Consider the following 23,474-nt stretch of genomic DNA (forward strand, 5'->3'; position numbering starts at 1 on the left):
TGTCTATACATTTATATATGTAGTCACGTCCGCTTGGCAAACGTCTAGGTAAAACATCCTGTGCTGATTGATGCAGGAACTCCGGATGGTGGCGAACCTATGAAAGCTGTATTCATTTTCGTGCGACCCATGTCTTTATTTGACTTGCACTTTTAACGGGCAGGATTCGCTGTCAGTCATAGGGGCCGTACGGTGTGGGACCCCGCTGGAGTCGACCAAACACGTTGTGCAACCCAGAATGTTTCACGTGAAACATTCGATACCAGTCAAGAGAGCATGCATAGGTATGGAGCGAGACAGCTGTCTATTGTGAGTTGAGTTCTGGAGAGTGGCCAGCCATTCCGGCATTGCAATTTATTAAACTGCATTGCTTCTGCATGTTAGCCTTGTCGACAATACAAAACCGGGACTTGACTGAACTTAACCGTGGCTCGATGTTGGCATTGGCTGAGCAGTAAAGGGAAGGCGGGGAGTGGAGGTGAAGTGGAGCGTAAAGGGGGAGTGGAGAGTCGATCTTAACGCTTAGAGGGAGGGGAAATAACCAACGTTGGGGGTGGTGAATGGGGAACAATTGACATTTGGTATCAAAGAAGCGTTCTGATGAGAATAATGAACGCACAATAGAGTGCCGGGTTTGATGATTACAAACGGTTAGTCCATACTGTTCGAAACTGTTAATCCGTACTGTGTGCAGGGCGCCCAGCCTTGCGTACTATCTGCTCTGCCTGTATTTGCAAGCTACGTATATTGCGGGTCCGCCTGATGCATATCGCGCAGATTGCACACCATGCATCAGGCGGACCCCACTCATGAAAACCGAACGATAGACAGAACCAGGAGGGCTTTTAAGTCTCAGTCGGTGCGCTTTTGATTCAAAACGGATTGAACCAATGCAGTGTATAGCTCTGGCAGGTTGTAGCCGGCAGCCAAGGCTGATTGCGGCAGAAGCGAGGTGTCCGTCATGCCGGGCGCTACGTTGGACTCCAGGAATTGCGGCTGTCCTTGGGCATCAACGATGAAGTCGGTGCGTGAGATGTCGCGGAGCCCCAAAGCCCGGTGGGCGGTCAGCGCGGCATCGCTCACAGCCTGTGTGGTCTTGGCATCCAGTCGGGCTGGAACATAGAACTCCGTCGGGCCGGGTGTGGAACGAGCCTCAAAATCGTAGGTGCCTGAGGGGGTCCAGATTTCAAGCGGAGGCAGAACCAGGGGGTGCCCGTCAAACTCGAGGATGGACACGGAGACCTCGGTGCCCGTGACGGCCTGTTCGATCAGGGCCACATCACCGTAGGCGAAGCAGTTGATCAACGCCTGAGTGAGCTGGCTCTGTTCAGTCACCATAGTGCACCCCATGGCTGAGCCGCCCATAGTGGGCTTGATGAAGAGAGGAAGCCCCAGCGAACCTAGGAGCATATCGATAACGGGTTCGACTCCCAGCTCTCGGAACATGGACTCGGGTAAGGTCACAGAATGCGGAGTGTGTAATCCAGCCATGCGGACAACGTTCTTGGCGATGGGCTTGCTCCAGGCGGTACGAGAGGCCTTGGCCCGAGATCCGATGTAAGGCAGTTCCGCCATCTCCAAGACATCGCGGATGGAGCCGTCTTCGCCATTGGCACCGTGCAATAGAGGCCAGACCAGATCAGGGCGGGTCTTCTCATCTGTCAGGTAGGGCAGGAGTGAGCTATCCATGTCGTGGACATGGACCGTCCATCCGGCCTCCTCCAGGAATCCCTGGACTCGATGCCCTGAGCTGATGGAGACATCGCGCTCATGGCTGAGGCCGCCACAAATAACCAGGAGGGACTTGTCAGCACGCTTGGTAGCCTTGCTCGCCAGGGAGAGGACATCGTCCTTAGTGAACGGCGTGGCCTCACGGGTGGAGCGATGCGAGGTCCGCCTGGCTCTTTTGGCCACTTCGCCAGCAGCCGTGGCCGCGGTGGCATCCGGGCTGGCGACTGTGGTCGTCGTTACGCTCGCGGTTGTCTTGGCCTTGCCGGTTGCCGGGGTTTTCCCGCCGGTCTGCTGCCGTGGTGTCTTGCTGTGCTTGGCCGCCATGATTCAGCCCCTTTCCTTGCCACTGTCGGGCTCGAACAGCCGGACGGTGGCGAGTTCATTCTCGATGACTGTGGACAGTCTGCGTATTCCCTCTCGAATCCGATCGGGAGTGGGGTAGCAGAAGGACAGGCGCATATGGTCTGCACCCTCCCCGTTATCGTAGAAGGCTGTGCCTGACACGTAAGCCACCTTGGCGGTGATTGCCCTGGGCAGCATGTCCTTGGCGTTGAGCCCCTTGGGTATCTGCAGCCAGATATAAAAACCGCCCTTGGGCTTGAGCCATGAACAGTAGGGCAGATATTCCTTCAAAGCCTCGTCCATGGCATCGCAGCGTTCCTTGTACATTCCCCGGTAATCGTTGATCCGCGATTTCCAGTCGAAGTTGTCCAGATAGGTGGTGATGGTCATCTGGCTCATGTTGGAAGGACAAAGGATGGCTGACTCGTTGGCCAGAACCAGCTTCTGTCGTATGCCGGGAGGTGCAACCATCCAGGCCACACGCATGCCCGGTGCGATGATCTTGGAGAAGCTGCTCAGGTAGACAACGCCTTCGGAGTCATAAGAGCGGAGGGCCGGATAGGTCTGGCCATCGAAGGCCAGTAGCCCATAAGGATTGTCTTCGACGATAAGCACGTGGTACTTCCTGGCGATTTCGATGACTCGCGGCCGACGTTCCACGCTCATGGTGGCACCGGCGGGATTGTGGAAGTTGGGCACGGTGTAGAGGAACTTGACCGCCTTGCCCTGGCGGCGCTGCTCCAGAATGGTCTCCTCCAGAGCCTCGGGGATCAGCCCGTCGCCGTCCATGGCCACGTTGACCACATCGACCTGGAAGGATTGGAAGACGCCCAAGGCACCTACATAGTTGGGCGCCTCAGCCAGCACTACATCGCCGGGGTCGCACATGATTCTGGTGATTAGGTCCAGTCCCGACTGAGAACCGTTGACGATGACCACATCATCAGGCTGGACGTCTTTGATGCCTTCCAGCTCCATAATGGGCAGCACGTCTTCGCGCAGGTGGGGATCGCCCTGTGCTGACCCATACTGCCAGGCCACCTGGCCCTTGCTCCGTAGCATGTCGCCAAGCTGGTCGGCCAACTTATCGAAAGGCATCCGGCCTAGATAGGGCATGCCGCCGGCCAGGGAGACCACCTCAGGCCGATTGGCCACGGCGAAGAGAGCGCGAATCTCAGAGGCGCGCATCTGCTCGGCTCGTGTTGCATAGGAGCTGTACCAAGGATCGTTCTTGATGACCTTGGACGCGATATTGGGATCATCCGCCATAACTGACTTCCGCCTTCCTGCCGCCGTTGTCTAAGGAAACTGTATTACCTGCGGGCGCTATGTAGGAGGAAAAATCCAACACATTACCATTTCGGTACACCCATAGTATCGGCGTGCTGATGGGAGGGCAGTCATGTCTGGCTGATGGGGCCCATGGGGCTTGCATGCAATTGCGGCCGCCGGATGGTCTGTGGGTCGACGTCAGGATGATCCGCCTTTGTTGCCGTCGACCCACAGTCATGTTCAGAAGGCCTGGACGGAAGTAAAGCGCAGGCTGTTTCCCGGCATGCCGTCCATGGGCACCCAGATGACCAGGTCCTGAGTCGTCACCGGCTCGCGCAGGGTGACCTGGGTGGTGCCCGAGGCATCGAAGCTGAAGTCCGCCAGCGGCTGTCCTTGGTTGGGTTGAGCCGCCGTGGAATTCGCATAGACCTGGGCATGGCCGCCGCTCTGAGGCGCGACGATGGTCAGGCGGGAGACCTCTTGCGGTTGGGTCAGGTGCATATACCACCCATAGCCCTGCAGGCCGGCAGGCTTGTTGAGGAAGCGCTGGCGACTCGTCTGATAGGCCGTGGTGTTCTTGGGCTTGGGCGGATCGGGAACCTTACCGGCCTCCTTGTCAGCGTGGCTGACCTTGTCTGCATCAGCATCGGCGCCAGCCTGAGCCTGATCATTGCCATCGCTGGAGGGAGATGCTTCCTCGTTCTCATTGGTCTTGCCGGGGAAGGGCACGTTAGACATGACCGGCCAGCCGCCCTCACTTTTACCGACCTTGGATCGGGATCCGGTAATGGTCGAGAGGGCCCAGACCAGCGCCACCACAACGATTACGGCCGCTATGGCGATGACCACCGAGCGAGTTGTGAAGCGGCCGAACAGACGGGTGTCAGCCATATCGGCCTCATCGTCCAGATCCTTATCCTGCTCATCGTCGGGAAGAACCGAGTAAGTCACCGGAACGGGCATGGAGTGGATTTCAGGCGTGAAGCTGGGGGGCAGCGGCTCCATGACCGTGGTCTCCTGTTCCTCCTCATCGAAATCATGGTTCTTGGAGATTCGGGCTGCCTGGGCAGGGGCCTTGGCAGGTGCTTTGGTCTTGTCAGAAGCAGTGGCGGAAGAGAGGCGTCCACTCCGGGCTGCAGGTTCTCCACTGCCTCCGACAAGAGGTTCGGCGGCCGCAGCGCCTGTTTGACGCGTATGTGAACCTCTGCCGTCTTGTGAGGTGCTCAGGCCGGAGGTTGCCTTGGCCTGGCCGCTGTTGGTTTTGTGGAAGTCCCACTGGGAGAAGCCTCGCTCCACAGGATTGTTGGCAGTAACACCGTTGCCGCTGAGAGCCTCGGACGGTTTACGCTGATCGTCTTTGACGGTCGGCATCCGTCCGGTCACAGCCTTGGACTCTTCCTCGTTCACGGCTACGGGTCTGATCGCTGTAGCCCTGAGTGCGCTCACATCCATGGCTGCGGTCTTGCGGGAGGAGCTGTTCAGCGAGCGTAGCCGCTGGCGCTCGTCGAAGAGCGAGAAGAGGTCGGTATCCGTATCCTCTGGATTGAGCATTTCGATTTCGCTGCGGCCAGGGAAGAGCAATTGGTTGGTCTTCCAGTGCGGCTCATGGTGGGATACGGTCTGCGCGGCAGGCAGGGCCGAGGAGGTCAGTCCCGCGGGAAGCGGGAGTACGTTCTTGGGGTCCACTGGACGCAGGGCCACGGACTCGATGGAGGCGCGGCCGTCCAGCTCGGGCCAGATCAGATCGCTGTCGGTCAGTTCCTCGGGCGGGACCCAGGGGCTGAGCAGGGCCGAGAGCTCCGCCAAAGTGACCAGTGGAACCGGCACGGCTCCCTGCTCATTCGCCAGGCCCAGCCCACGCATGCAGATGATTTTGAACTCTTCCGGGGTCTGCTTGGGCAGTGCCTGCAGACTGGGCTGCCGTCCGTCCTGGTCGGGTCGGCGCGTCAGCATGGCATAGAGCACGCCTGCCAGCTCGCGTATGGCATACTCCTCGTCCGTCAGTCCCGTCTCAGTTGAGGCCGATGGGTGCTCAAGCATGGGCGATATGGGTGCATCGGCCAGGGTGATCGAGGCCGGGGCCAGCCTGATGGTGCTCGTGGAGACCGCATAGTCGACCATGCCTGCGGCATGCAGGGTGCGCATGGCTTCGGTGACCTCGCCCATGATGGTGCCGATGGCCCGTTCGCTGAGCGTTCCCCCGGCGGGTCCGTGCATGTAGTCCCTTAGGGACATGCCGGCATCGGGGGCGGTGACGATCAGAGAGACCTTGTCACGAGTGTGCAGCTGGTAGACCGGGGTGAAGCGGCGATCCTTGCTCAGCGCCAGGCTGGAGGCATTGACGTTGATCCGGTCCATACAAGTTGAATCCCCGGCGATGAAGAGCTGGCAGTCCCTGTCCAGGACCTTGTCCTTGGCCCGCCAGGCGCTCAGACCGTTCGCACGGCGGAGCAGGGTGACCAGGGTGTATCTGCCGAGGATGGTGTCTCCGATATGCGCGTTCATGGTTGCCGAGCTCTCATCAGAAGTGGGGCGTCGCCTGTAGTCGGCGACACCGTGGTGGACCTTGCTGTTCCTAGGTACAATCCTAACGGGTTGCGGGGTCGGAGGGGCCGGCGGGGGTCCAGCTATCGCGGATTCTCCATCAGCGTCGGAATCGCGGGCCTCCTCGAAGTTCTCCAGTGCTGCGTCCATGCCGGGCAGAGCTGAGTCGGGGGAGGAGGAGTGCACCACCCTGACCGAGCGGTCGGCCAGCCGGGAGGGTCGCTCCTGCAGTGCGTCCAGGCTGCGGACAGGGTGCCGGGCTGTCCTGCCCAACCGACGGGCCAGATTGATCAGCAGCTGGATGAATTCCTCAGTGCGCAGGGCTACCAGGGTCACGATATAGATGACCGCCGTCAGCAGGGTGATGACCACGCAGATAAAGAGCGCCTGCACCCAGCTCATGTGACCCTGCCTGCCCTGAATCCAGGCGCCGACCAGGTGGGTCACCGGGGTTTTGACCGTCAGGGCGGCTGCCAGGGCCAATCCCGCAGCCAGGAAAGCCTTGGCGTAGGTGATAAGAATCCGCCGCTCGTCCAGATTCCCCTGGAAGGGGCTGCGCAGCATGTGAGCCAGGACAGGGAAGCTGAGGAGGCTGCTCAGAGACAGGCTCAGCCCTACCATGGCCGCCCAGTAACGGGGAGGCAACAGGCGTATGGATACCAGAACCAAGGCTACCTGAATGGTGTTGGAGACGGCAGCGAAGATGAAAGGATGCCGGCCATCCTCAAAGGCGTAGAAGGTGCGCTGAATGAGCAGGAAGGCGCTCGTGGGAACCAGCCCAAGGGACAGGGTTATCAGCGGTCCTGAGATAAGGACAGACTCATGGACGCTTACCGAGGGCAGCAGGGCTCGGGTGATGGGCACTGGAATCGCCAGCAGGACTGCGGCGAAGAAGAACATGACCAGTCCCACATTGCGCAGGGCCTGGCTCAGATCATTGCGGGCATCCCCGATGCGGCCGTCCGAAACCGCCTTGGACAACTTGGGGAAGAGGGCCGTGCTGACCGAGACGGCCACCAGCGAGTAGGGCAGGATGAAGATGGTGTAGGCGTTCTGATAGGAGCCGTTGCCGGCGATGTCAAACGGGTTGCCCTCCAGGGGGGCGCCGTTGTTGATGCGGGCATTGACCACGTTGGCCAGCTGGTTGATGATGACCACGCACATGCTCCAGGCCGCCACCGAGCCCATGGATCGCAGGCCGATTCCGCGCAGGCCCCAGCGAGGACGATAGCGGAAGCCGCTCATGATCAGGGGAATGAAGAGGACGAGCGCTTGGAAGGCCACTCCCAGGGTCCAGGCCCCGGCGGTCAGGGCCACCTTGCCGTTGTCCCAGAAGCCGACCGGTTGATTGCGTGCGTTGCCGAACAGGAAGATGAAGGCCAGGAAGCCCAGACAGCTGATGACGTTGGCGCCCACCGAACTCCAGGCGTATGCGGTGAACCGGCCCTTGGCGGCCAGGATCTGCCCTAGGACTGTGTAGAGCCCATAGAAGAAGACCTGGGGCATGCACCAGAGGGTAAAGGAATTGGCCAGGGCCCGCTGTGCCGGGTTCCACTTGGAGTTCAGATAGATGGTGGTCAGCACCGGGGTGCCCAGCATCAGCAGCAGGGTCAGCAGGGCCAGAAGGACCATGGCGACCGTGATCAGCTTGTTCAGCCGGTCTGCTGCGTCCCGTTCCTTGAGGGTGCGCACGATCTGCGGGACCAGGACGGCGTTGAAGATGCCGCCCGAGATCAGGGTGAACATGACCTGAGGGATCATGGCGCCGGTCTGGTAGGCGTCGGCCGCGATACCGGTGGTGCCTATGGCGGCTGCCAGCAGGATGGTGCGGATCTGCCCGGTCACGCGTGAGGCCGCGGTGCCCGTGGCCATGATGGCGGAATTGCGCCCTACGGAACTCATTCGTCCGGGTCCTTCGTACGGTGGAACTGCCGCCAGAGCCCCAGAAGTCCCAGGAGCACGGCGATGACAATGATGAGCATGCCACTCATGTCGCTCAGTCGCAGATTGCTGGTGATCTGGGCCCGACGTACTTGGCCGAATGGACGGCCCTGGCTGTCCAGCAGGCCGATGTCCACATTGGCTCTACCGGCTGCCGCCACCCTGACCTTGAAGGTCACCTGGGCCTCGGAGCGGGCGGGAATGACCGCCTCCGCCATACGCGAGGTGACGATCTCCATGGAATCGGTTCGGGCGCTGATGCGGGCGTGGACAGGGTAGGGGTGGCTGTTGCTGACGGTGACGGGCATGGAGGCCGTCTCACTGACGACGTTCAGAGACTCGCTGGGCGTGATGCTGATGCCGTCCAGGAGCCGGTGGGATATGGCCTCGGCCTGATCGGCCAGACCAGAGGCAGCTGCGGTTCCGCCTAAGGACTTCAGAGCCAGGTCGTCGTGGGCGGAGGTCAGCTGGTTCAGCCACTGATGCGGATCCTTGGGCTGGCGGGCGGTGGTGTCGGCATCCTGGCGGGCCAGGGCCTGGCTGTCTGTCTTGCCCGCCGTGGCACTGGCAGTGGGTTGGGAATTCTGCTTGTCGTCAGCCAGGATGGAGGTGGCGAACCGGTCGATGTCAGCCCGGCTGGCGATCAGGGAATCCAGGGTGCCCGTCGAACCGTTGCCATGTTTGGCGGTGCTCTTGGCGCTGCCCAGCTCCAGGGCCTTGAGCAGACCCGACGAACCGCCGGTGAAGTCAGGCGCCTGCATCAGGTCGTCCATGGACTTAAGGCTGATCCATGGGGCACGCTCCAGCTCAGTCATGATCCGGTCCGCTTGTTGGGTGTCCTGATCGGCGTCGAAGCAGACCAGGAGGGAGCGTTCAGCGTAGGGCTGCTCCATCTGGTAGAAGGCGCTCTGGGCTATGAAGCGGGCCGTCTGCCCGGCCTGAGTCTGCTCACCGGTGGCACGTGTGGAGCTGGGGTGGCCCCTGGCCAGGTTGCTGAGCTCGCGCTGGGCCGACAGGACGGTCACCTTTCCGGCCTTGGTTTCGATGGTGTACTTGCCGGTGTGGGCGGAGGTGCCGGCGCCGACCTCGAAGCCCTGGGGGGCAATGACCGTCTGATAGCCGGCACGGCGGGCCGCAGCGATGGATTCCATGGTCCACTCCTGTTTGCCCTGCCAGGCGTACGCGCCAGGCGCTGCGTCCCCATAGAGCTTGGCCGCGGTCTGGGCACTCCAGGCCTCCGGGGTGACACCAGCCTGGGTATAGCGGTCCTGACTCTGGGGCGCATACCCGGTGATGTCAAAGTCCGCTGGCTGAATCAGCCCTTGTATCTGGGGACGGTTGGCGAAAGCGGACAGGTAGACCGGGTCGCCCATGGCTTGCAGGGACCCATGTTTGGACAGCAGCTGGCTCTGGTCCTCCTGGCGGCGGGTCCCCTGGCGGGTCAGTGTCACACTCCGGTTTTTATCGTTGCCCGAGCCTGACTCGGATTCGGCACTGGACTGGGTCATCAGCGCTGTCATGGCCTTGTCGTCAATGTTCCAGTCCGAGGAGGTCAGTGGCAGGACCATGGTCAGGGACAGGGCGGGGGTGCCTGCGGTGGGCAGGCCATCCCAGGTCCGCGTAAGAAAGGTGAACACATCGCCTAGGATCCGACCCTGATCGTCGCTCAAGGAGAGTCGGACGGGTTTGGGCCCCCAGCTGGTCATCTTCTTGATTGCGTCTTGATCAGCCGGCACGTTGACCGCGACCTCGGTGCTCTGCCCGGCCGGGATCGTCGGTACGGTCTGCGTACCCAGCACGTCCGGGGTGGGGATGCGGGCGTGGCCTTCGGACCAGGTCTGCATGTCGGCCCGGGAGCTGAAGGAGTAAAGGGCGCTGGTGGATACGCTCAGATGGGCATTCTGCATGGGTTGGTTCGCTGTGTTGGTCACCGCAGCACGCAGGGCGTAGCCGGACTGGTCGGTCACCACTGGCGTCGACCAGCGCAGGGCCACCTCGGCTGAGCTCTGATGATTGGTGGCAGCCAGGGCTGGTGCCGGATGCCAGGGAGTCATCGCCAGCGCGGCCAGAAGGACGATCGCCAGCAGGATTCGGGTCCACCGGTTGAAGGCATGAGTGCGCTGGCTGGTGCGCCCGCTCGGGCGCAGGGGGGTCTGGATCATAGCTGTTTTTTGTACTTCCTCGCGTAGAGCCAGGCTATTTTACGCTCATTGGGGTAACTGAGCACCGAGGTCAGATCGGAGAAGTCCACCCAGATGGCATCTTCGGCCTCATGGTCGGGGTCGCCTTCCACGCTCAGGGATCCTCCGATCATACGCAGGACGAAGTGGTGGACCAGCTTGTGGACCCGTTGGTTGGTCCCGGTGAACCAGTAGTCGATGGTGGCGATGGAGTCGGTCACCCTACCCAGTATCCCCGTCTCTTCGTGGACTTCGCGCACCGCCGTTTGCTCGGGTGTTTCCCCCTTCTCGATATGTCCCTTGGGCAGGCACCATTCCAGGTGACCCGAGCGGGAGTGCCGGGCTATGATGGCCACCCGGTCATGCCGGTCGAAAATCAGCCCACCTGCCGAATATTCGCGCACCACTGGCAGCTCCTGGGCATCCAGGGAGGCAAAGGTTGAAGGCCCTGAGGCGTGCTTGTGCCGGGGCATGAGGGCAGGTGTGGGAGCGTCATCCTCGGTCTGAATGCGCTCGCGGATCTGCGGATCCAGACGTTCGCTTACAGTCTCCACCAGGTGGCCGCGCCCCTTCTGGCCACGGGCATGAGTGTCCGCAGAGTCGGCGCTATGCGCAAGCATGCGCGCCATGTCCGCGGGCGTAATCATACTCCAACTCTACGTAAGGTAATGTGCAGGTGGGGTAACGGTATGCTAGTAGGCGCATCAACTCCGTAGGAAAGGGTGAGCGTGGATTTCCAAGTCTGGCCGGAGGCCATCGAGCTCGGGCGCCTCTTCGCCGAGCATGGATATGAACTGGCGTTGGTAGGGGGTCCTGTACGCGATCTGCTCCTGCACCGGCCCTCTCACGACCTGGACTTCTGCACCTCGGCCAGACCTGAGCAGTTCGAGCCCATCCTGCGTCACTGGGGGTCGGGCTTCTGGGACATGGGGCGCAAATTCGGCACCCTGGGTGCGCTTCGGCGGCATCCTGACGGAACCGAGGTCAAGGTGGAGGTGACCACCTACCGGCGAGACACTTATGATCCCGACTCCCGCAAGCCCGAGGTGGACTATGGGGACAGCCTTGAGGGCGATCTTTCTCGGCGCGACTTCACCGTCAATGCCATGGCCTTGCGGGTGCCCGACCTGGTCTTCGTGGACCCTTACCGGGGGGCCAACGACCTGGCCAAGCGGGTGCTGCGGACCCCGGTGGATCCCCGCCAGTCCTTCGACGACGATCCCCTGCGGATGATGCGGGCTGTGCGGTTCGTGGCCCAGCTGGGATTCACCATTGCCCCGGAGACCGCAGAGGCCATCACCCGCATGACCGATCGAATCAGCATCGTCTCGGCTGAGCGGATTCGCGACGAGCTGACCAAGCTCATGCTGGCTGACCACCCCGTCCAGGGCATCGAGGCCCTGGTGCAGTCCGGCCTGGCTGACATCGTTTTGCCCGAGGTGCCGGCTCTGCAGCTGGAGATAGACGAGCATCACCGGCACAAGGACGTTTTCGAGCACACCCTTATGGTGGTGGACCGGGCCATCGCCCTGGAGACCGGACCTGACGGACCTGTGCCCGCCCCGGACCTGACCCTGCGCCTGGCCGCCCTGCTGCACGACATCGGCAAGCCCGCCACCAGACGCTTTGAGCCCGGCGGCAAGGTCAGCTTCCATCATCACGATGTGGTTGGAGCCCGGTTGGCCCGCAAGCGCCTCAAGGCCCTGCGCTTCGACCACCACCTGATCGCCGACGTCTGCGATCTGATTTCCATGCACCTGCGTTTCCACGGCTATGTGGACGAGCGGTGGACCGATGCGGCTGTCCGCCGTTATGCCCGAGAGACCGGTCCGCTTTATGAGCGGCTCAATCGTCTGACTCGTGCCGATGCGACCACCCGCAACAAGCGAAAGGCTCAGGTTTTCTCTTCCGCCATGGACGAGCTGGAGGACAGGGTGGCTCAACTGCGTCAGCAGGAGGATCTGAATGCCATCCGACCTGACCTGGACGGACGACAGATCATGCAGATTCTGGGCCTCAAACCCGGGCCGCAGGTGGGACGCGCCTATCGGCACATGCTGGACTATCGCCTGGATCAGGGCCCGGTCGACCAGCAGACAGCAGAGCAGGAGCTGAGGGACTGGTGGCAAAGAGAGGGCGCCGACCAAGCCTGACCCTAAGTAAAACCTTTCCGGGCCCCCTTGGTCAGGAGACTGCGGATATTGTGGTGACGTGATGTTGAGTCCGGCAGTACGCCGGACCGGCAGCATCAGGCCTTGGGAGCCTTGGGCAGGTTCTTCATGGAGGAGGGGTCGGTCTGGCAGCCCTTGATGGCTTCGATCTTGCGGCCTACGACGGAGTTGCTGTCCTCGTCGTCCAGATCAGTAAAGGTGGCCCCTATGACCACGTCGATCAGATCGTCGTTGCGATCGTCCATGATCAGAACCGCATCGTTGAATTGGGACCCCACTGTGTAGCCACGGTCAATGGCCGAAGCCCCGAAACGTACCTCGGTGCGGGCTGTCTCGGTCTTGCCCGGATAGTCCGCCACATCCTGCATGTTGAATCCTCGATTGCGCAGGGCCGAGGCCAGGGCAGTGGCCAGACCGGACTTATTGGTTCCGTTGAGCACCCGCACGCGGATATCTGGGTGGTTGACCAGCTTGGCATTCTCAGGCGGGCAGGGCACGGCGACCCCGTAGTTGGGTTTGGCGATGCTGGCGTGTTTGGCGGTATGCCCGATGGACCCGAAGATGATCAGTCCGCAGATGATCAGGATGGCAACCAGGGCGCTGACGACTATGGTGAAGACCATTTTCTGGCGCCGTCGCACGAACTGCCTGCGGGCCTCGCGTTCGTCGAGTGGTTCGGGATTCGTCATGTTGCCTACTCTACTGTTCATGGGTGACTCGCAGTGGGACCATCCTGGGCAGGACTGGCGAGTCAGCCTCGATGATCCTGTCCACTGCATTCTGCTCCCGCCAAAGCCTTTTCAGTGCGATTGCCTGCTCGGGTCGAGGGGTCATGACCACCACCGAGGGGCCCGACCCAGAGACGAAGGCCGGTCCGATGCCTGCCCGCCGGGCAAGGTCCAGGGCCTTGCGCGAGCGCGGGTGCAGGGTGCAGGCGGTCTCCTGCAGGTCGTTCAGGTCGTGGGGATCGGGTCCGATCAGGTCGAAGGCCTTGTAGACCTGGGCTGTGCTCAGCTGGTCATCGTAGGCCCCGATAAGGAGGTGCCCGGTCAGCCCAGCTCGTGATAGCCGCTGGGCCTGTGGGCCATCCGGATCCAGGGGTTCCAGAATCTGGCCGAAACCTGTCCCTCTGCTGAGCCCTCCATGCAGGCAGAAGGGCAGGTCCGCGCCCAGACCGGCAGCGATGCGATCCAGTTCGGCGGCAGGCATCCCTAGATTCCAAAGCCGGTTCAGGCCCAGCATGGTTCCGGCGGCATCCGCGGATCCGCCGGCCAGTCCGGCGCCCACCGGTATCCGCTTGACGATGTGGATGGACACATCAGGCTGATGTCCGGCGGCCTGGGCCATGGCCAGGAGGGCCTTGACGGCCAGGTTGGCGCATGGATCGGCATCCCGGCGGTTCAGGTCGCCCAGGTGCTCGCCCTCCAGGGTCAAGCGGAAGCCACTGCCAGGTTCTCTCTGGCGCAGTTCCACCCGATCCCAGATTCCCACGGCGCTGTAAATGGTGTCCAGGCGGTGTTGACCTCCAAGGTCGGCTCGGGTCGGGCCGACGCGGAGTCTCAGATTGATCTTGGCGGGACAGTAGAGAGCAATGCCACCCCTCCCGGTTGCCGGACTCACGCGGTCACCTCGCGGCGGGCTTGCTCCAGGTCGACGAACTCCTCGATGGTCATGGTTTCCCCCCGGCGTACAGGGTCAATGCCTGCAGCCTGGAAGGCTTCGGCGTTCACCAGACCCTTCAGGGCGGCATGCAGGGTCTTGCGGCGCTGTCCGAAGGCGGCATCGATCAGGGAGAAGACCTCGGTTCTCGTCCCTTCATCCCCGCGTCCGCGTCCATCCTTGTCCCGGGTGAAGGAGACCAGGGCCGAGTCCACGTTGGGGGCTGGCCAGAAGACATGGCGCCCGATTCTGCCAGCCTGGGCGGCATGGCCGTACCAGGCAAGCTTCAGACTGGGGGCGCCGTAGACCTTGGATCCGGGGGCGGCCGTCAGCCGGTCCGCCACCTCCTTCTGGACCATGACCAGAAATCGGCTCAGATTGGCGAATCGAGCCAGGAGGGTCAGAATGATCGGAGTGGCTACGTTGTAGGGCAGGTTGGCCACCATGACCAGGTCGGTGGTCTTGCTCGCGTCGCCTGCCAGCTGAGGGGTCAGGGTCAGGGCATCCCGGTTGATCACGGTCAGCCGTTCCAGGCTCTCCGGCATGCGCTCACGGACGGTTTGCGGCAGCTGCTGGGCCAGGACGGGATCGATCTCGTCGGCGGTCACCAGGCAGCCCGCCTCCAACAAACCGAGAGTCAGGGATCCCAGACCAGGACCCACTTCCAGAACGGTCTGTCCAGATTCCACCCCGGCCAGACGGACGATTCTGCGGACAGTCCCTGGATCGATGACGAAGTTCTGCCCCAGTCGTTTGGTGGGGTGGATGCCGATTTGGTCGGCGATGCGCCGGATGTCGGTTGCTCCCAGGAGGCGGTCGCTCTCGGTTTTAGTGTTCATGTCGGTTTGCTGCTCGGCGGGTGTGGTTGGGGATTAGTAGTTATGATGTACGTTCCAGTAGCTCATGGCCGCACTAGGACTGCCGTACCGCTGTGCGATGTAGTAGAGGCCCCAATCAATCTGGACAGCAGCATCGTCACGCCAATTGGCTCCGAATAGCGCCATCTTGGAGCCAGGGTTAGACTGGGGAATGCCGTAAGCAGGTGAACTGGGGTTCTGAGCATACCAGAGCCAGCTTGACTCCTTGTTCCAGAGCGTCACTAGGTCATTGAATTGCGAACCCGTCCATCCGCGCTGGGCGGCGGCGCCCCCGGCGTAGACCTGGGCTACACCAGGTTCCGCATGCCAAAGACCGTCACGAGATGGGCTCGGCGCTGGCGACGGGGCTGGTTTGTTCTCGGGCTGAGTTGGAGCCGGTGTGCTTGGTTGTTCCGGCTTGGTTGTCTGCGGAGGCTTGGTCTGTGTTGGCGTAGGGGCCGGTGTCGTTGCCGACTGCGAATCCTTGCTGGGCGAGGGGCTCGGAGATGGCGTCTTCTGGGCCTGTTGGGAATCCTTGTCTGTGTCCTTGGACTGCTGCCCGCTGTTCTGTTCCTCCTTCGGCTTGTCGGGACCGACGGCCACCACCTGATCCACTGGCATGGCTACGGTCTCTTCCTTGATCACCTGCTCCGATTCGGCCTGTCCGTCCACGTAGGTGACCTGTATGGTCTGCAGTCGTTGACCGGCTACGCCCGCCTGTCGCACCTGGGTCTGACCGGGCGCCAGGCTCGGATCGACCACGGTCCTCGTGGCGAAGGGTATGGGGATTGTTTTTTGAGTGTTTCCGTGGGTGACCCGTTGGACCCGCAGCACGGTGGTGCCCTGGTCATGCTCCACGCTGACCCGGTCCTCCTTGCCCAGCACGATGCCCTTGGAGTCCAGTATGGATGCGGCTGGGAGCTTGCCGTCAGGGGCCACCGAGGTCTTCCCGTCAGCTATGACAGTGACCGGTCCTGCCTGGTTGATGACCAGGCCGCCGGTCAGCTGGTTATAGACATTGCCCACATCCACGGTGACCTTCATGGCCTGCTTGCGGTTCTCCTCGAAGAATCCCAGCAGCTGGTCCATGCTGGTGGCTGTGGTCCAGAAGGGCACCCGCTGGCCCTGGATGACGATGGTGGTCTGATAGGCGGAGCGCACAGTGACAGCCGCATGGTTGCGCAGCTGGCCTCCGGAGGTGGAATCGACCAGGTCGTGGGTCTTGACCTTGATTCCCTGCTCGCGCAGCAGACCGTCCACGCTATAGGCATAGGTGGTCACCATTTTGGTCTGCCCGTTGACGCTCAATGCCACGCTTTTGCGTGCGGAAATGAAGAAAGTCAGGACCATGGCCAGAACGACCAGGAGGGCGCAAGAGACCACGCGAATCCTTCTGAGCACGACGAAACGCCGCGGTGTCCAGCGTCTGGCCATGTGCTCGCCTCCCCGTTCCTGCCTTGTCTGTACCCGGCAATTCTAGCGGTGAGGGCATGGACTGAGGCCGCACAATCCGCAAGGTCGGGCAAATATCCACATTTGTCGCAGAGGGATGGCAATAAAAAAGCCGACTTAACCGTCATCGGTCAGTCGGCTTTTCAAGACCCGGGCCCTGGGCCGGCGGATCAACGTCAAGAGGACGGGAATGAAGGGGAATGATCCCGTCCTCGAATACGAACGGAGATGGTTGGGGAAAAGCTCCGTTCGTACTTCGGAGAACGAGCCTCCGAAATGACTTACTCGAGGGAAGTATTTGTAATTATCCAGGTAATGTCCATTATTATAGCCTGCCCGGAGACAAAGCTGAATAGTCGAATTTAATAGTTCGTTCCTGGCGTAGAGCCTCCTGTCAGAGTCGAACTGACGACCTGCCGCTTACAAGGCGGCTGCTCTGGCCAACTGAGCTAAGGAGGCGGTCCCGGTGGTCCATTACAGCATTCCGGGCCGCGGTACGGAATGATATCGTACCATCACCGTCCCCCAAGGGGACGCTGGACGCGAAATTTCTCTCGACCTGCCTGGTTCAGTTCAGTGAGCGCGGTTGGCCGGATGCACCGATGGCCGGCATGGCGCCCTTGACGCCCACCTTGGACTGGTCCAGGCCCAGAGCCTTGAGCAGGCCCGTGCGGTAGTCCAAGCCCGCCTGGGACAGGTTGCCCAGCTCCCAGTAATTGCCATTGATGCGGACCGTGGGCGTGGTCATCTGCCCCTTGTTGGACCCGGAGGGATTCCAGAGCTCCTTGCGCAGAGGGGTGTAGGTGTCCATGGCCTTGATCCAGTCCCGGTAGTGGCCCTTGACCGCCTGCTCGGCAACCTTGGGATCAACCCCGGCCTTGATGGCCTGCTGGCGGATCTTGTCGTTGCTGATGGGGTGGTAGTCGGACTCGTCCGGTTGGAAGTCCTTGGCGTAGAGATTGGCGATGAAGGGCAGCAGGTGGTCGGGATCGTGCTGGGCCACGTAAATGGCGGCCGTGCCCGTCCTGCTCGAGTAGTTGTCGGTGGAGAGCCGGTCCATGAAGCTCATGGGGTAGATGACCAGGTTGATCTGCCCGGCATCCACCAGACCGGTCAGGGTGGAGTCCAGCCCCCGATGCAGGGCGCCACAGCCTGGGCACATGAAGTCCATATAGATCTCCACGGTCGGAGCCTTGGCCACCGGCTTGTTAAGCCCCTGGGAGCTGATCAGGAAGCCGCCCTGGTCATTGGCGGCTGAGGGCTTTTCCTTGACCTTTGCGACGGCCTGGCGGGCTTGCTCCAGGTCCTGGGTCTTGACCGGGCGATGGCTGCGCCAGTAGAGGAATCCGCCCAGAGCGATCAGAGCGATGAGCACCACGGTGACGATAACGCCGATCATGGTCTGCTGGCGGCGCTCCTTGGCCTCCTGGAGCCGCCGGGCCTCTTCCTGGGCCTTGAGCGCGGCCTTGCGGTTCTGCTTGCCCTTGGACATGACCTGGATCCTTTCCTTGGCGTACTGAGCATAGTGTAGCCGCCAGGGGTGGAGCGCGGCCTCAGGCGCGCAGGAGGTGGATGGGGGCCCAGTCCATGGAGGGCTGGGCAATCAGCCCAGCCAGGAGGACCGCCACAATCAGTAGCCAGATCAGGAGCAGGATCCACCTGCGGTGGGGGCTGCTCGCCGCCTCGGGAACCTGACGGCCCATGAGGATGCGACCCGCCGCCAGACGCAGGACCATGTTGCCGCTGTTGGCCTTGGGGGCTGAGCGGTCCTGCATGGGCAGTGTTGTCAACAGCCAGCCCGCCAGCGTCGCCAGGGCCATGGCCAGTCCGCCGGCGGACAGGGGTCTGGCCGCTGGCAGGGGGACGGTCAGCAGGTGCTCGCCCAAGGTCAGGCCTGCGCGAACGGTGGTGAGGGCGCCCGCCCAGGTCAGTGGCAGAGCAACCAAGGCTTGGACGAGGATCATGCCCGGCAGGCGGAGTAGGGCGGCTGCCAGGCCCTTAAGCAGGTGCCAGGGGAAGGCAGCTGCGTTCAACAGACGGTCGGTGCTCCGTCGAGGGCCTTCGCGGCGCAGCTCCCGTTCGATCTGGGCTTTTATGCTCCATCCTGCGGTGCTCAGGGCCCAGAGGAGGATTCCGGCGGAGACCAGTGCCGAGACCGGGGCCAGAGCTGTCAGCAGGGCGGGAAGGATTCCCAACATGACCAGGCAGGGGGTTCCGGCCTTGAGGTAGCGCAGACGTCGCATCTGGGCGGGGGGCTGGTCTCCCAGCCAGTGGGCGTTCGCCTCGTTGCGGTATCCGCTGGGCAGAGGTTGTGCCGGGGGCAGCGGATCCTGAACGGTGGTGGCTTGAAGATCTTGGCGATCTGCTAAGGGTTGTTGGTCCTGCCAGGCCTGTGTCTGCTCCTGCTGCTCCTGGTCTGCAGGCAGGGGATTCAAGAGGCTGGTGGGCTGTTCCGAGTCGGGCAGGAGGGTCGTCTGCTCATCGGCTCCGTTATCTGTCGGAGGTTGTGACCAGGCCGTCCGCGGACTATTCGGATCAGCCTGCGTAATAGGCGGCATGGGCATGGTGGCCGGCTCAACGACCATGGTGGGCGAGTCGGCCTGCCCCTCAGCCTCCGAAGAGCCGCCGCCAAAAGGGCGCATCGTCTCCTGACTGCCCTTGTCGTCTTGCTCCCCTTGCCAGGCCTGCGGATCCATGGCATCCCGGCTGATGGCCTCCAGGAGCTCCTGGGGTGTGCAACGCGCGCCTCGGTCGGGGGAGAGGGCCGAGCGCAGGGCTCTCATGGTGCCGACGGGCAGCCCGGACAGGTCGGCATTGCCTGAGGCCTCCCGCTCCAGGACCGCCATCATGGGTTTGTCGCCGAAGACCGCCCGCCCGGTGGCAGCATAGGCCAGAACGGCGGCAGTGCTCCACCAGTCGGTTTTCTGGTCGGCCTCGGCTCCGTCGATGATCTCCGGGGCGATGAAGCCGGGGGTCCCCATGACCAGCCCGGTCCTGGTCACGTGGCTCTGCCCCTGGCCCATGGCGATGCCAAAGTCCACCAGTACCGGCCCCGAGACCGAGATCATGACATTGGTGGGCTTGATGTCTCGGTGGACGATGCCCGCCTGGTGGACGGCTGCGACGGCATCGGTCAGTTTGCGTGCCAGCCGCTCCAGGTCGTCGCCACGATAGGGGCCGTTGACAGCCACGTCGTCGCGAAGGTTGCGCCCCTCAATCAGCTCGGTCACGATGAAGGCCAGGGCATCATCAAGTTCCATATCCACAATCCTGCAGACACCTGGATGGCGAATCCGTTGCAGGGCCAGAGCCTCGCGTCGCAGGCGCTCGCGGGCCGAGGCGCGTTCCTGTACATCGGGGCTGTCTGGCGAGACCTGGTCCTCCTCCAGGGATTCCCGCAGAATCTTCATGGCGTAGTCCTGGCCACCGCCATCCCGTGCGCGCCAAACGGACCCCATGGCGCCGCCGCCCAGGGGCTCGATCAGGGTGTAGCCCCCGACCAGCCGTCCCGGCCTCAGGTCCAAACCCTCAAGATCGCTCATATCTCCATTGTGCCCCGACTGGTTGAAAAGCACCTGATTGCGGTCCCTGCTGTTTCGCCGCGTCCGAGATTGCCGCGAATGGCTCGACTGCTGACGACATAATGCGTAAACAGGCGTTGATACAATATTCTCGGCGGGGAAACATACAAAACAACAGAAAGAAGGGGCTTCCATGGAAGCTTCGCGCTTTGAAAAGGGATCCGAGGCCTTGGCCGCCATCGATGGCAAGGGAGGCCAGGCTGTCATCGACTCCCTTCAGGACATAGCGCCGGACCTTGGCCGTTGGATTGTCGAATTCGCCTTTGGCGACATATACACCCGGAAAGGACTCGATCTTCAGCAGCGCGAGTTGGTCACCATAGGCAGTCTGGTGACGCAGGGAGACACGGCTCCACAGCTGGCCGTTCACATCCAGGGAGCCCTGAATGTGGGGCTGAGCAAGCAGGCCGTGGTCGAAGCCATACTCCAATGTGCTCCCTACGTGGGATTCCCCAGGGTCATCAACGCGATCAACGTGGCCAGGACGGTCTTTGAGCGCGATTCTGAAGATTCCGACAAGCACGAGGATTGAGTCGACGACGGTGAACACGTCGAATTCAGGCCTTGGTGTATAGTGGGCACTGGCTCAAGGGAGAGTTTCTCTTAACCACAAAACAGAAAACCGTCGCATGGCCATGCCGATGTCGGTGTTGACCCCGGGACGGAAACCACAGTGAAAATCAACCCTTCACTACGGATCGTTCGGCACGTACCTGCCGATGAAAGGATGAACAATGGCAGAAGTGGTATTCGACCACGTCACTCGTATCTACCCGGGCAACGATGAGCCCTCGGTCAGTGACCTCAGTCTGGACATCAAAGACGGTGAATTCCTTGTTCTGGTAGGGCCTTCCGGCTGCGGAAAGTCCACCACCCTGCGCATGTTGGCCGGCCTGGAGGAGGTCAACAAGGGCCGCATCATGATTGGTGACAAGGACGTGACGACCATGCAGCCCAAGGACCGCGACATCGCCATGGTCTTCCAGAACTACGCTCTTTACCCCCACATGACAGTGGCCGACAACATGGGCTTCGCCCTGAAGATCGCCGGCACCCCCAAGGATCAGATTCGCCAGCGGGTGGAGAAGGCCGCTGAGGTGCTGGATCTGACTGAATACCTGGACCGCAAGCCCAAGGCTCTGTCCGGTGGTCAGCGTCAGCGTGTGGCCATGGGCCGCGCTATTGTGCGTCAGCCCAAGGTCTTCCTGATGGATGAGCCTCTGTCCAACCTGGACGCCAAGCTGCGTGTCCAGACCCGTACACAGATCGCCGCTCTGCAGCGCCAGCTGAACGTCACCACCCTGTACGTGACCCACGATCAGACCGAGGCTCTGACCATGGGTGACAGGATTGCCGTCATCAAGCTGGGCGTCCTGCAGCAGGTGGGTGCGCCTACCGAGCTTTACGATCGGCCGGAGAACGTCTTCGTGGCCGGCTTCATCGGCTCGCCTTCCATGAACATCAACATTCACCCCGTGGTCAACGGCCAGGCCAAGATCGGTGAGGACACCATCAGCCTGCCGCGCGAGGCCGTCGACAAGCTGACCCCCGAGGACCAGGGCAAGATTGTCGTGGGCTTCCGTCCCGAGAATGCCTCTCTGGCCAGTGCCTCCGATCCGGATGCCTTCTCCCTGAAAGTGGCCAACGTGGAGGATCTGGGCTCCGACGGCTATATCTACGGCAACATTCTGACCGACAACAGCGCGGCTGAGCAGGCCATCGTCATGTCCGACCAGAACAAGCTGACCACCATCCGTGTCAACCCGCGCGACCTGCCCAAGGTGGGCGACGTGGTCAAGATCCACATCGATCCTGACAAGATGCACCTGTTCTCCCCGGCCAGCGAGCTGCGGCTGAACTGAGCATTCCTGTGACCCTGTGGTTCGGCCACGGTTTCCCGCCGAGCCGCAGGGCCCGTATCGATCATTGATATCATCTCCTTTCCTTGTTGACCGGGTGACCAGGAGCCCCGCGCGGCGCATCCGTGCGGGGCTCTTCCCGTATAGGATGGGCGGCGATGGGATGGATGAAGCATGACTAGCGTGAACATCAACCGGGCGACGGCCTCCTCTCTGGACCCCCGTGCCCTGAAAGCCACCTCGATAAAGACCACGGCCGATCCCTCCTCCGAGCAGGAACCGGCTGCCCTGCATATCACGGCCACCAGCTCCAACCCCAGGATGTTCACCCTGCCCTGGGAGCGGCCGCTGGCTACCTGGCCCCGGGATCTGCTGGCCAACCTGCCCAGAGGCATCTCCCGGCACGTGGTGCGCTTCGTCCACGTGGGCGACGATGTCTACGCCATGAAGGAGATCACCCAGAGGGTGGCTGAGCGGGAGTACGAACTCCTGCGCAAGCTGCAAAAACTGGAGCTGCCCACGGTCAACCCCATCGCTGTGGTCACCGGTCGACACACTCGCGAGGGCGAGCCTCTTGAGGCCATGCTGGTCACCCAGCACCTGAAGTTCTCGCTGCCCTACCGTGCCCTCTTCGCCCGCAATCTGCGCCCGGACACGGCTGAACGTCTAATCGATGCCCTTGCGGTTCTTCTGGTACGGCTCCATCTGGCCGGCTTCTACTGGGGCGATGTCTCGCTTTCCAACGTGCTCTTCCTGCGTGATGCCGACGCCTTCTCGGCTTTCCTGGTCGATGCCGAGACCGGCGATCTGCACCCCAGCCTGACCGATGGACAGCGCGAGTACGACATCGACTTGGCCAGGACCAACATCATCGGCGAGCTCATGGATCTGGATTCCGGCAACCTGCTGGCCGGTGAGGTGGACGAGGTCGGTGTAGGCAACCGGCTGGTGGACCGCTATCACTCCCTCTGGAGCGCCCTGACGGACGTGGACAGCTTCGACCCGGATGAGATGTGGAAAATCGAGCGCCGCGTCAACAGGCTCAACGAACTGGGATTCGACGTGGACGAGCTGGAGATGAAGACCGAGGAGGACGGCAACCGGGTGCTGGTGCGCCCAAGGGTGGTCGATGCCGGCTACGCCTCCCGCAAGTTGCTGCGGCTGACCGGTCTGGATGTGCAGGAGAACCAGGCCCGGCGGCTGCTCAACGATCTGGACGCCTATCGGGCATCCACCTGGCGGCAGGGTGAGGACCTGGAGATTGTGGCCACCGACTGGATGCGTGAGGTCTTCGAGCCTACTGTGCGTATGATTCCGCCGGAGTACCGTTCGCAGATCGAACCGGCCCAGTTCTTCCATGAGGTGCTGACCCACCGCTGGCTGATGGCCGAGAAGGCCGGTCACGATGTGCCCATGGCCGAGGCCGTGCAGAGCTACATCAGTGAGTCCCTGCCCGAGTACCGGCTGGACTCCGAGGACATGAAGACCATCAACGAAGAGGCCGATGCCGGGGTGGTCGACGACGAGATGAATTGGCAGGGCGCCCATGCCCAGGCCGGTCAGGGTGAGCAAGTCACCAGAGATCAGGCCGACAAGGACGCAGATGGCCATGATGGGGTGGCTGACCAGACTAATGCTGAAGGCCAGACCGGAGCAGACACCCGGACGAACCGTGACCGGGCTAGCGAAGAGGTGCAGTCACAGCCAGCCTTCGAGGACGCGAATGGAGGCCGAAGTTCGCTGAGGTCGGTCTACGCCCCCGGCAGTCTGGATGCTGCTGCCGACCAGGACGATCAGGACGACGCGGTCTGGGCTTCCAGCTGATTGATTGGCTTGTGCGGCAATGGTCTGCTGTTTGCTGGCTGCTGCAGGCAGGCTGTTGCCG

At 62.1% G+C, this 23,474-nt stretch carries 15 protein-coding genes and 1 tRNA gene; 4 read left to right on the top strand and 12 right to left on the bottom strand.

Annotated elements, in window-relative coordinates; translation table 11 throughout:
• Positions 1-852: 852 nt before the first annotated feature.
• The 5 genes from AACP62_RS00140 to AACP62_RS00160 all read right to left on the bottom strand — a co-directional run bounded on the left by AACP62_RS00140 (position 853) and on the right by AACP62_RS00160 (position 10,657).
• A complete protein-coding gene (locus AACP62_RS00140) occupies positions 853-2,055 on the bottom strand; it encodes a D-alanine--D-alanine ligase family protein (RefSeq protein ID WP_339345540.1) in 1,203 nt (400 codons plus the stop codon).
• A gap of 3 nt (positions 2,056-2,058) precedes the next feature.
• The gene (locus tag AACP62_RS00145) at positions 2,059-3,342 is read right to left on the bottom strand and encodes an aminotransferase-like domain-containing protein (RefSeq protein ID WP_339345542.1); all 1,284 of its coding nucleotides are present in this window, start codon (positions 3,340-3,342) and stop codon (positions 2,059-2,061) included.
• A 243-nt stretch (positions 3,343-3,585) separates the two neighbouring features.
• Positions 3,586-7,791, bottom strand: a complete 4,206-nt coding sequence (locus tag AACP62_RS00150) for a lipid II flippase MurJ (RefSeq protein ID WP_339345543.1) — start codon at positions 7,789-7,791, stop codon at positions 3,586-3,588.
• A complete protein-coding gene (locus tag AACP62_RS00155; protein WP_339345546.1) occupies positions 7,788-9,992 on the bottom strand; it encodes a DUF6049 family protein in 2,205 nt (734 codons plus the stop codon). The genes AACP62_RS00150 and AACP62_RS00155 overlap by 4 nt, the downstream gene beginning before the upstream one ends.
• Positions 9,989-10,657, bottom strand: a complete 669-nt coding sequence (locus tag AACP62_RS00160; protein WP_339345547.1) for an NUDIX hydrolase — start codon at positions 10,655-10,657, stop codon at positions 9,989-9,991. Before AACP62_RS00160 ends, AACP62_RS00155 begins: the two co-directional genes overlap by 4 nt.
• 81 nt (positions 10,658-10,738) lie before the next feature.
• Between AACP62_RS00160 and AACP62_RS00165 the strand changes: the two genes are divergently transcribed.
• The gene (locus AACP62_RS00165) at positions 10,739-12,163 is read left to right on the top strand and encodes a CCA tRNA nucleotidyltransferase (protein ID WP_339345550.1); all 1,425 of its coding nucleotides are present in this window, start codon (positions 10,739-10,741) and stop codon (positions 12,161-12,163) included.
• A gap of 95 nt (positions 12,164-12,258) precedes the next feature.
• On the opposite strand, the gene AACP62_RS00170 is transcribed toward AACP62_RS00165, so the two are convergent.
• The 7 genes from AACP62_RS00170 to AACP62_RS00200 all read right to left on the bottom strand — a co-directional run bounded on the left by AACP62_RS00170 (position 12,259) and on the right by AACP62_RS00200 (position 19,691).
• Entirely contained in the window at positions 12,259-12,870 is a 612-nt protein-coding gene (locus AACP62_RS00170; protein WP_339345553.1) for a LytR C-terminal domain-containing protein, read from the bottom strand.
• Between the two features lie 10 nt (positions 12,871-12,880).
• The gene (locus AACP62_RS00175; protein WP_339345554.1) at positions 12,881-13,801 is read right to left on the bottom strand and encodes a 4-(cytidine 5'-diphospho)-2-C-methyl-D-erythritol kinase; all 921 of its coding nucleotides are present in this window, start codon (positions 13,799-13,801) and stop codon (positions 12,881-12,883) included.
• Positions 13,798-14,679, bottom strand: coding sequence for a 16S rRNA (adenine(1518)-N(6)/adenine(1519)-N(6))-dimethyltransferase RsmA (rsmA, locus tag AACP62_RS00180; RefSeq protein WP_339345555.1), 882 nt, complete (start codon positions 14,677-14,679; stop codon positions 13,798-13,800). Before rsmA ends, AACP62_RS00175 begins: the two co-directional genes overlap by 4 nt.
• Positions 14,680-14,712: 33 nt before the next feature.
• Positions 14,713-16,131 carry an aggregation-promoting factor C-terminal-like domain-containing protein gene (locus AACP62_RS00185; protein ID WP_339345556.1) on the bottom strand — a complete coding sequence of 473 codons (1,419 nt, stop codon included), beginning with the start codon at positions 16,129-16,131 and terminating at the stop codon, positions 14,713-14,715.
• Between the two features lie 403 nt (positions 16,132-16,534).
• Positions 16,535-16,608: transfer RNA gene (locus tag AACP62_RS00190), tRNA-Thr, on the bottom strand.
• A gap of 109 nt (positions 16,609-16,717) precedes the next feature.
• Complete coding sequence (locus AACP62_RS00195; protein ID WP_339345558.1) at positions 16,718-17,641, bottom strand: DsbA family protein; 924 nt, start codon at positions 17,639-17,641, stop codon at positions 16,718-16,720.
• A 61-nt stretch (positions 17,642-17,702) separates the two neighbouring features.
• Positions 17,703-19,691, bottom strand: coding sequence for a serine/threonine-protein kinase (locus tag AACP62_RS00200; RefSeq protein ID WP_339345561.1), 1,989 nt, complete (start codon positions 19,689-19,691; stop codon positions 17,703-17,705).
• Between the two features lie 172 nt (positions 19,692-19,863).
• Here AACP62_RS00200 and AACP62_RS00205 point away from each other — a divergent pair, with 172 nt between their 5' ends.
• The 3 genes from AACP62_RS00205 (at position 19,864) to AACP62_RS00215 (ending at position 23,413) form a co-directional block, all read left to right on the top strand.
• Positions 19,864-20,262, top strand: a complete 399-nt coding sequence (locus tag AACP62_RS00205) for a carboxymuconolactone decarboxylase family protein (protein ID WP_339345562.1) — start codon at positions 19,864-19,866, stop codon at positions 20,260-20,262.
• Between the two features lie 202 nt (positions 20,263-20,464).
• Complete coding sequence (locus AACP62_RS00210; RefSeq protein ID WP_339345563.1) at positions 20,465-21,592, top strand: ABC transporter ATP-binding protein; 1,128 nt, start codon at positions 20,465-20,467, stop codon at positions 21,590-21,592.
• 171 nt (positions 21,593-21,763) lie between these two features.
• The gene (locus tag AACP62_RS00215; RefSeq protein ID WP_425332890.1) at positions 21,764-23,413 is read left to right on the top strand and encodes a DUF4032 domain-containing protein; all 1,650 of its coding nucleotides are present in this window, start codon (positions 21,764-21,766) and stop codon (positions 23,411-23,413) included.
• The last annotated feature ends 61 nt before the right edge of the window (positions 23,414-23,474 follow it).

The sequence above is a fragment of the Bifidobacterium apis genome (assembly GCF_036986835.1).
Classification (GTDB): domain Bacteria; phylum Actinomycetota; class Actinomycetes; order Actinomycetales; family Bifidobacteriaceae; genus Bombiscardovia; species Bombiscardovia apis_A.

Bases quoted from the DNA above. Each gene is read 5' to 3' on its own strand.
- AACP62_RS00185 (WP_339345556.1), bottom strand. From the start codon at position 16,131: ATGGCCAGACGCTGGACACCGCGGCGTTTCGTCGTGCTCAGAAGGATT.
- AACP62_RS00205 (WP_339345562.1), top strand. From the start codon at position 19,864: ATGGAAGCTTCGCGCTTTGAAAAGGGATCCGAGGCCTTGGCCGCCATC.
- AACP62_RS00215 (WP_425332890.1), top strand. From the start codon at position 21,764: ATGACTAGCGTGAACATCAACCGGGCGACGGCCTCCTCTCTGGACCCC.
- AACP62_RS00160 (WP_339345547.1), bottom strand. From the start codon at position 10,657: ATGATTACGCCCGCGGACATGGCGCGCATGCTTGCGCATAGCGCCGAC.
- AACP62_RS00195 (WP_339345558.1), bottom strand. From the start codon at position 17,641: ATGTCCAAGGGCAAGCAGAACCGCAAGGCCGCGCTCAAGGCCCAGGAA.
- rsmA (WP_339345555.1), bottom strand. From the start codon at position 14,679: ATGAACACTAAAACCGAGAGCGACCGCCTCCTGGGAGCAACCGACATC.
- AACP62_RS00140 (WP_339345540.1), bottom strand. From the start codon at position 2,055: ATGGCGGCCAAGCACAGCAAGACACCACGGCAGCAGACCGGCGGGAAA.
- AACP62_RS00200 (WP_339345561.1), bottom strand. From the start codon at position 19,691: ATGAGCGATCTTGAGGGTTTGGACCTGAGGCCGGGACGGCTGGTCGGG.
- AACP62_RS00210 (WP_339345563.1), top strand. From the start codon at position 20,465: ATGGCAGAAGTGGTATTCGACCACGTCACTCGTATCTACCCGGGCAAC.
- AACP62_RS00155 (WP_339345546.1), bottom strand. From the start codon at position 9,992: ATGATCCAGACCCCCCTGCGCCCGAGCGGGCGCACCAGCCAGCGCACT.
- AACP62_RS00150 (WP_339345543.1), bottom strand. From the start codon at position 7,791: ATGAGTTCCGTAGGGCGCAATTCCGCCATCATGGCCACGGGCACCGCG.
- AACP62_RS00145 (WP_339345542.1), bottom strand. From the start codon at position 3,342: ATGGCGGATGATCCCAATATCGCGTCCAAGGTCATCAAGAACGATCCT.
- AACP62_RS00170 (WP_339345553.1), bottom strand. From the start codon at position 12,870: ATGACGAATCCCGAACCACTCGACGAACGCGAGGCCCGCAGGCAGTTC.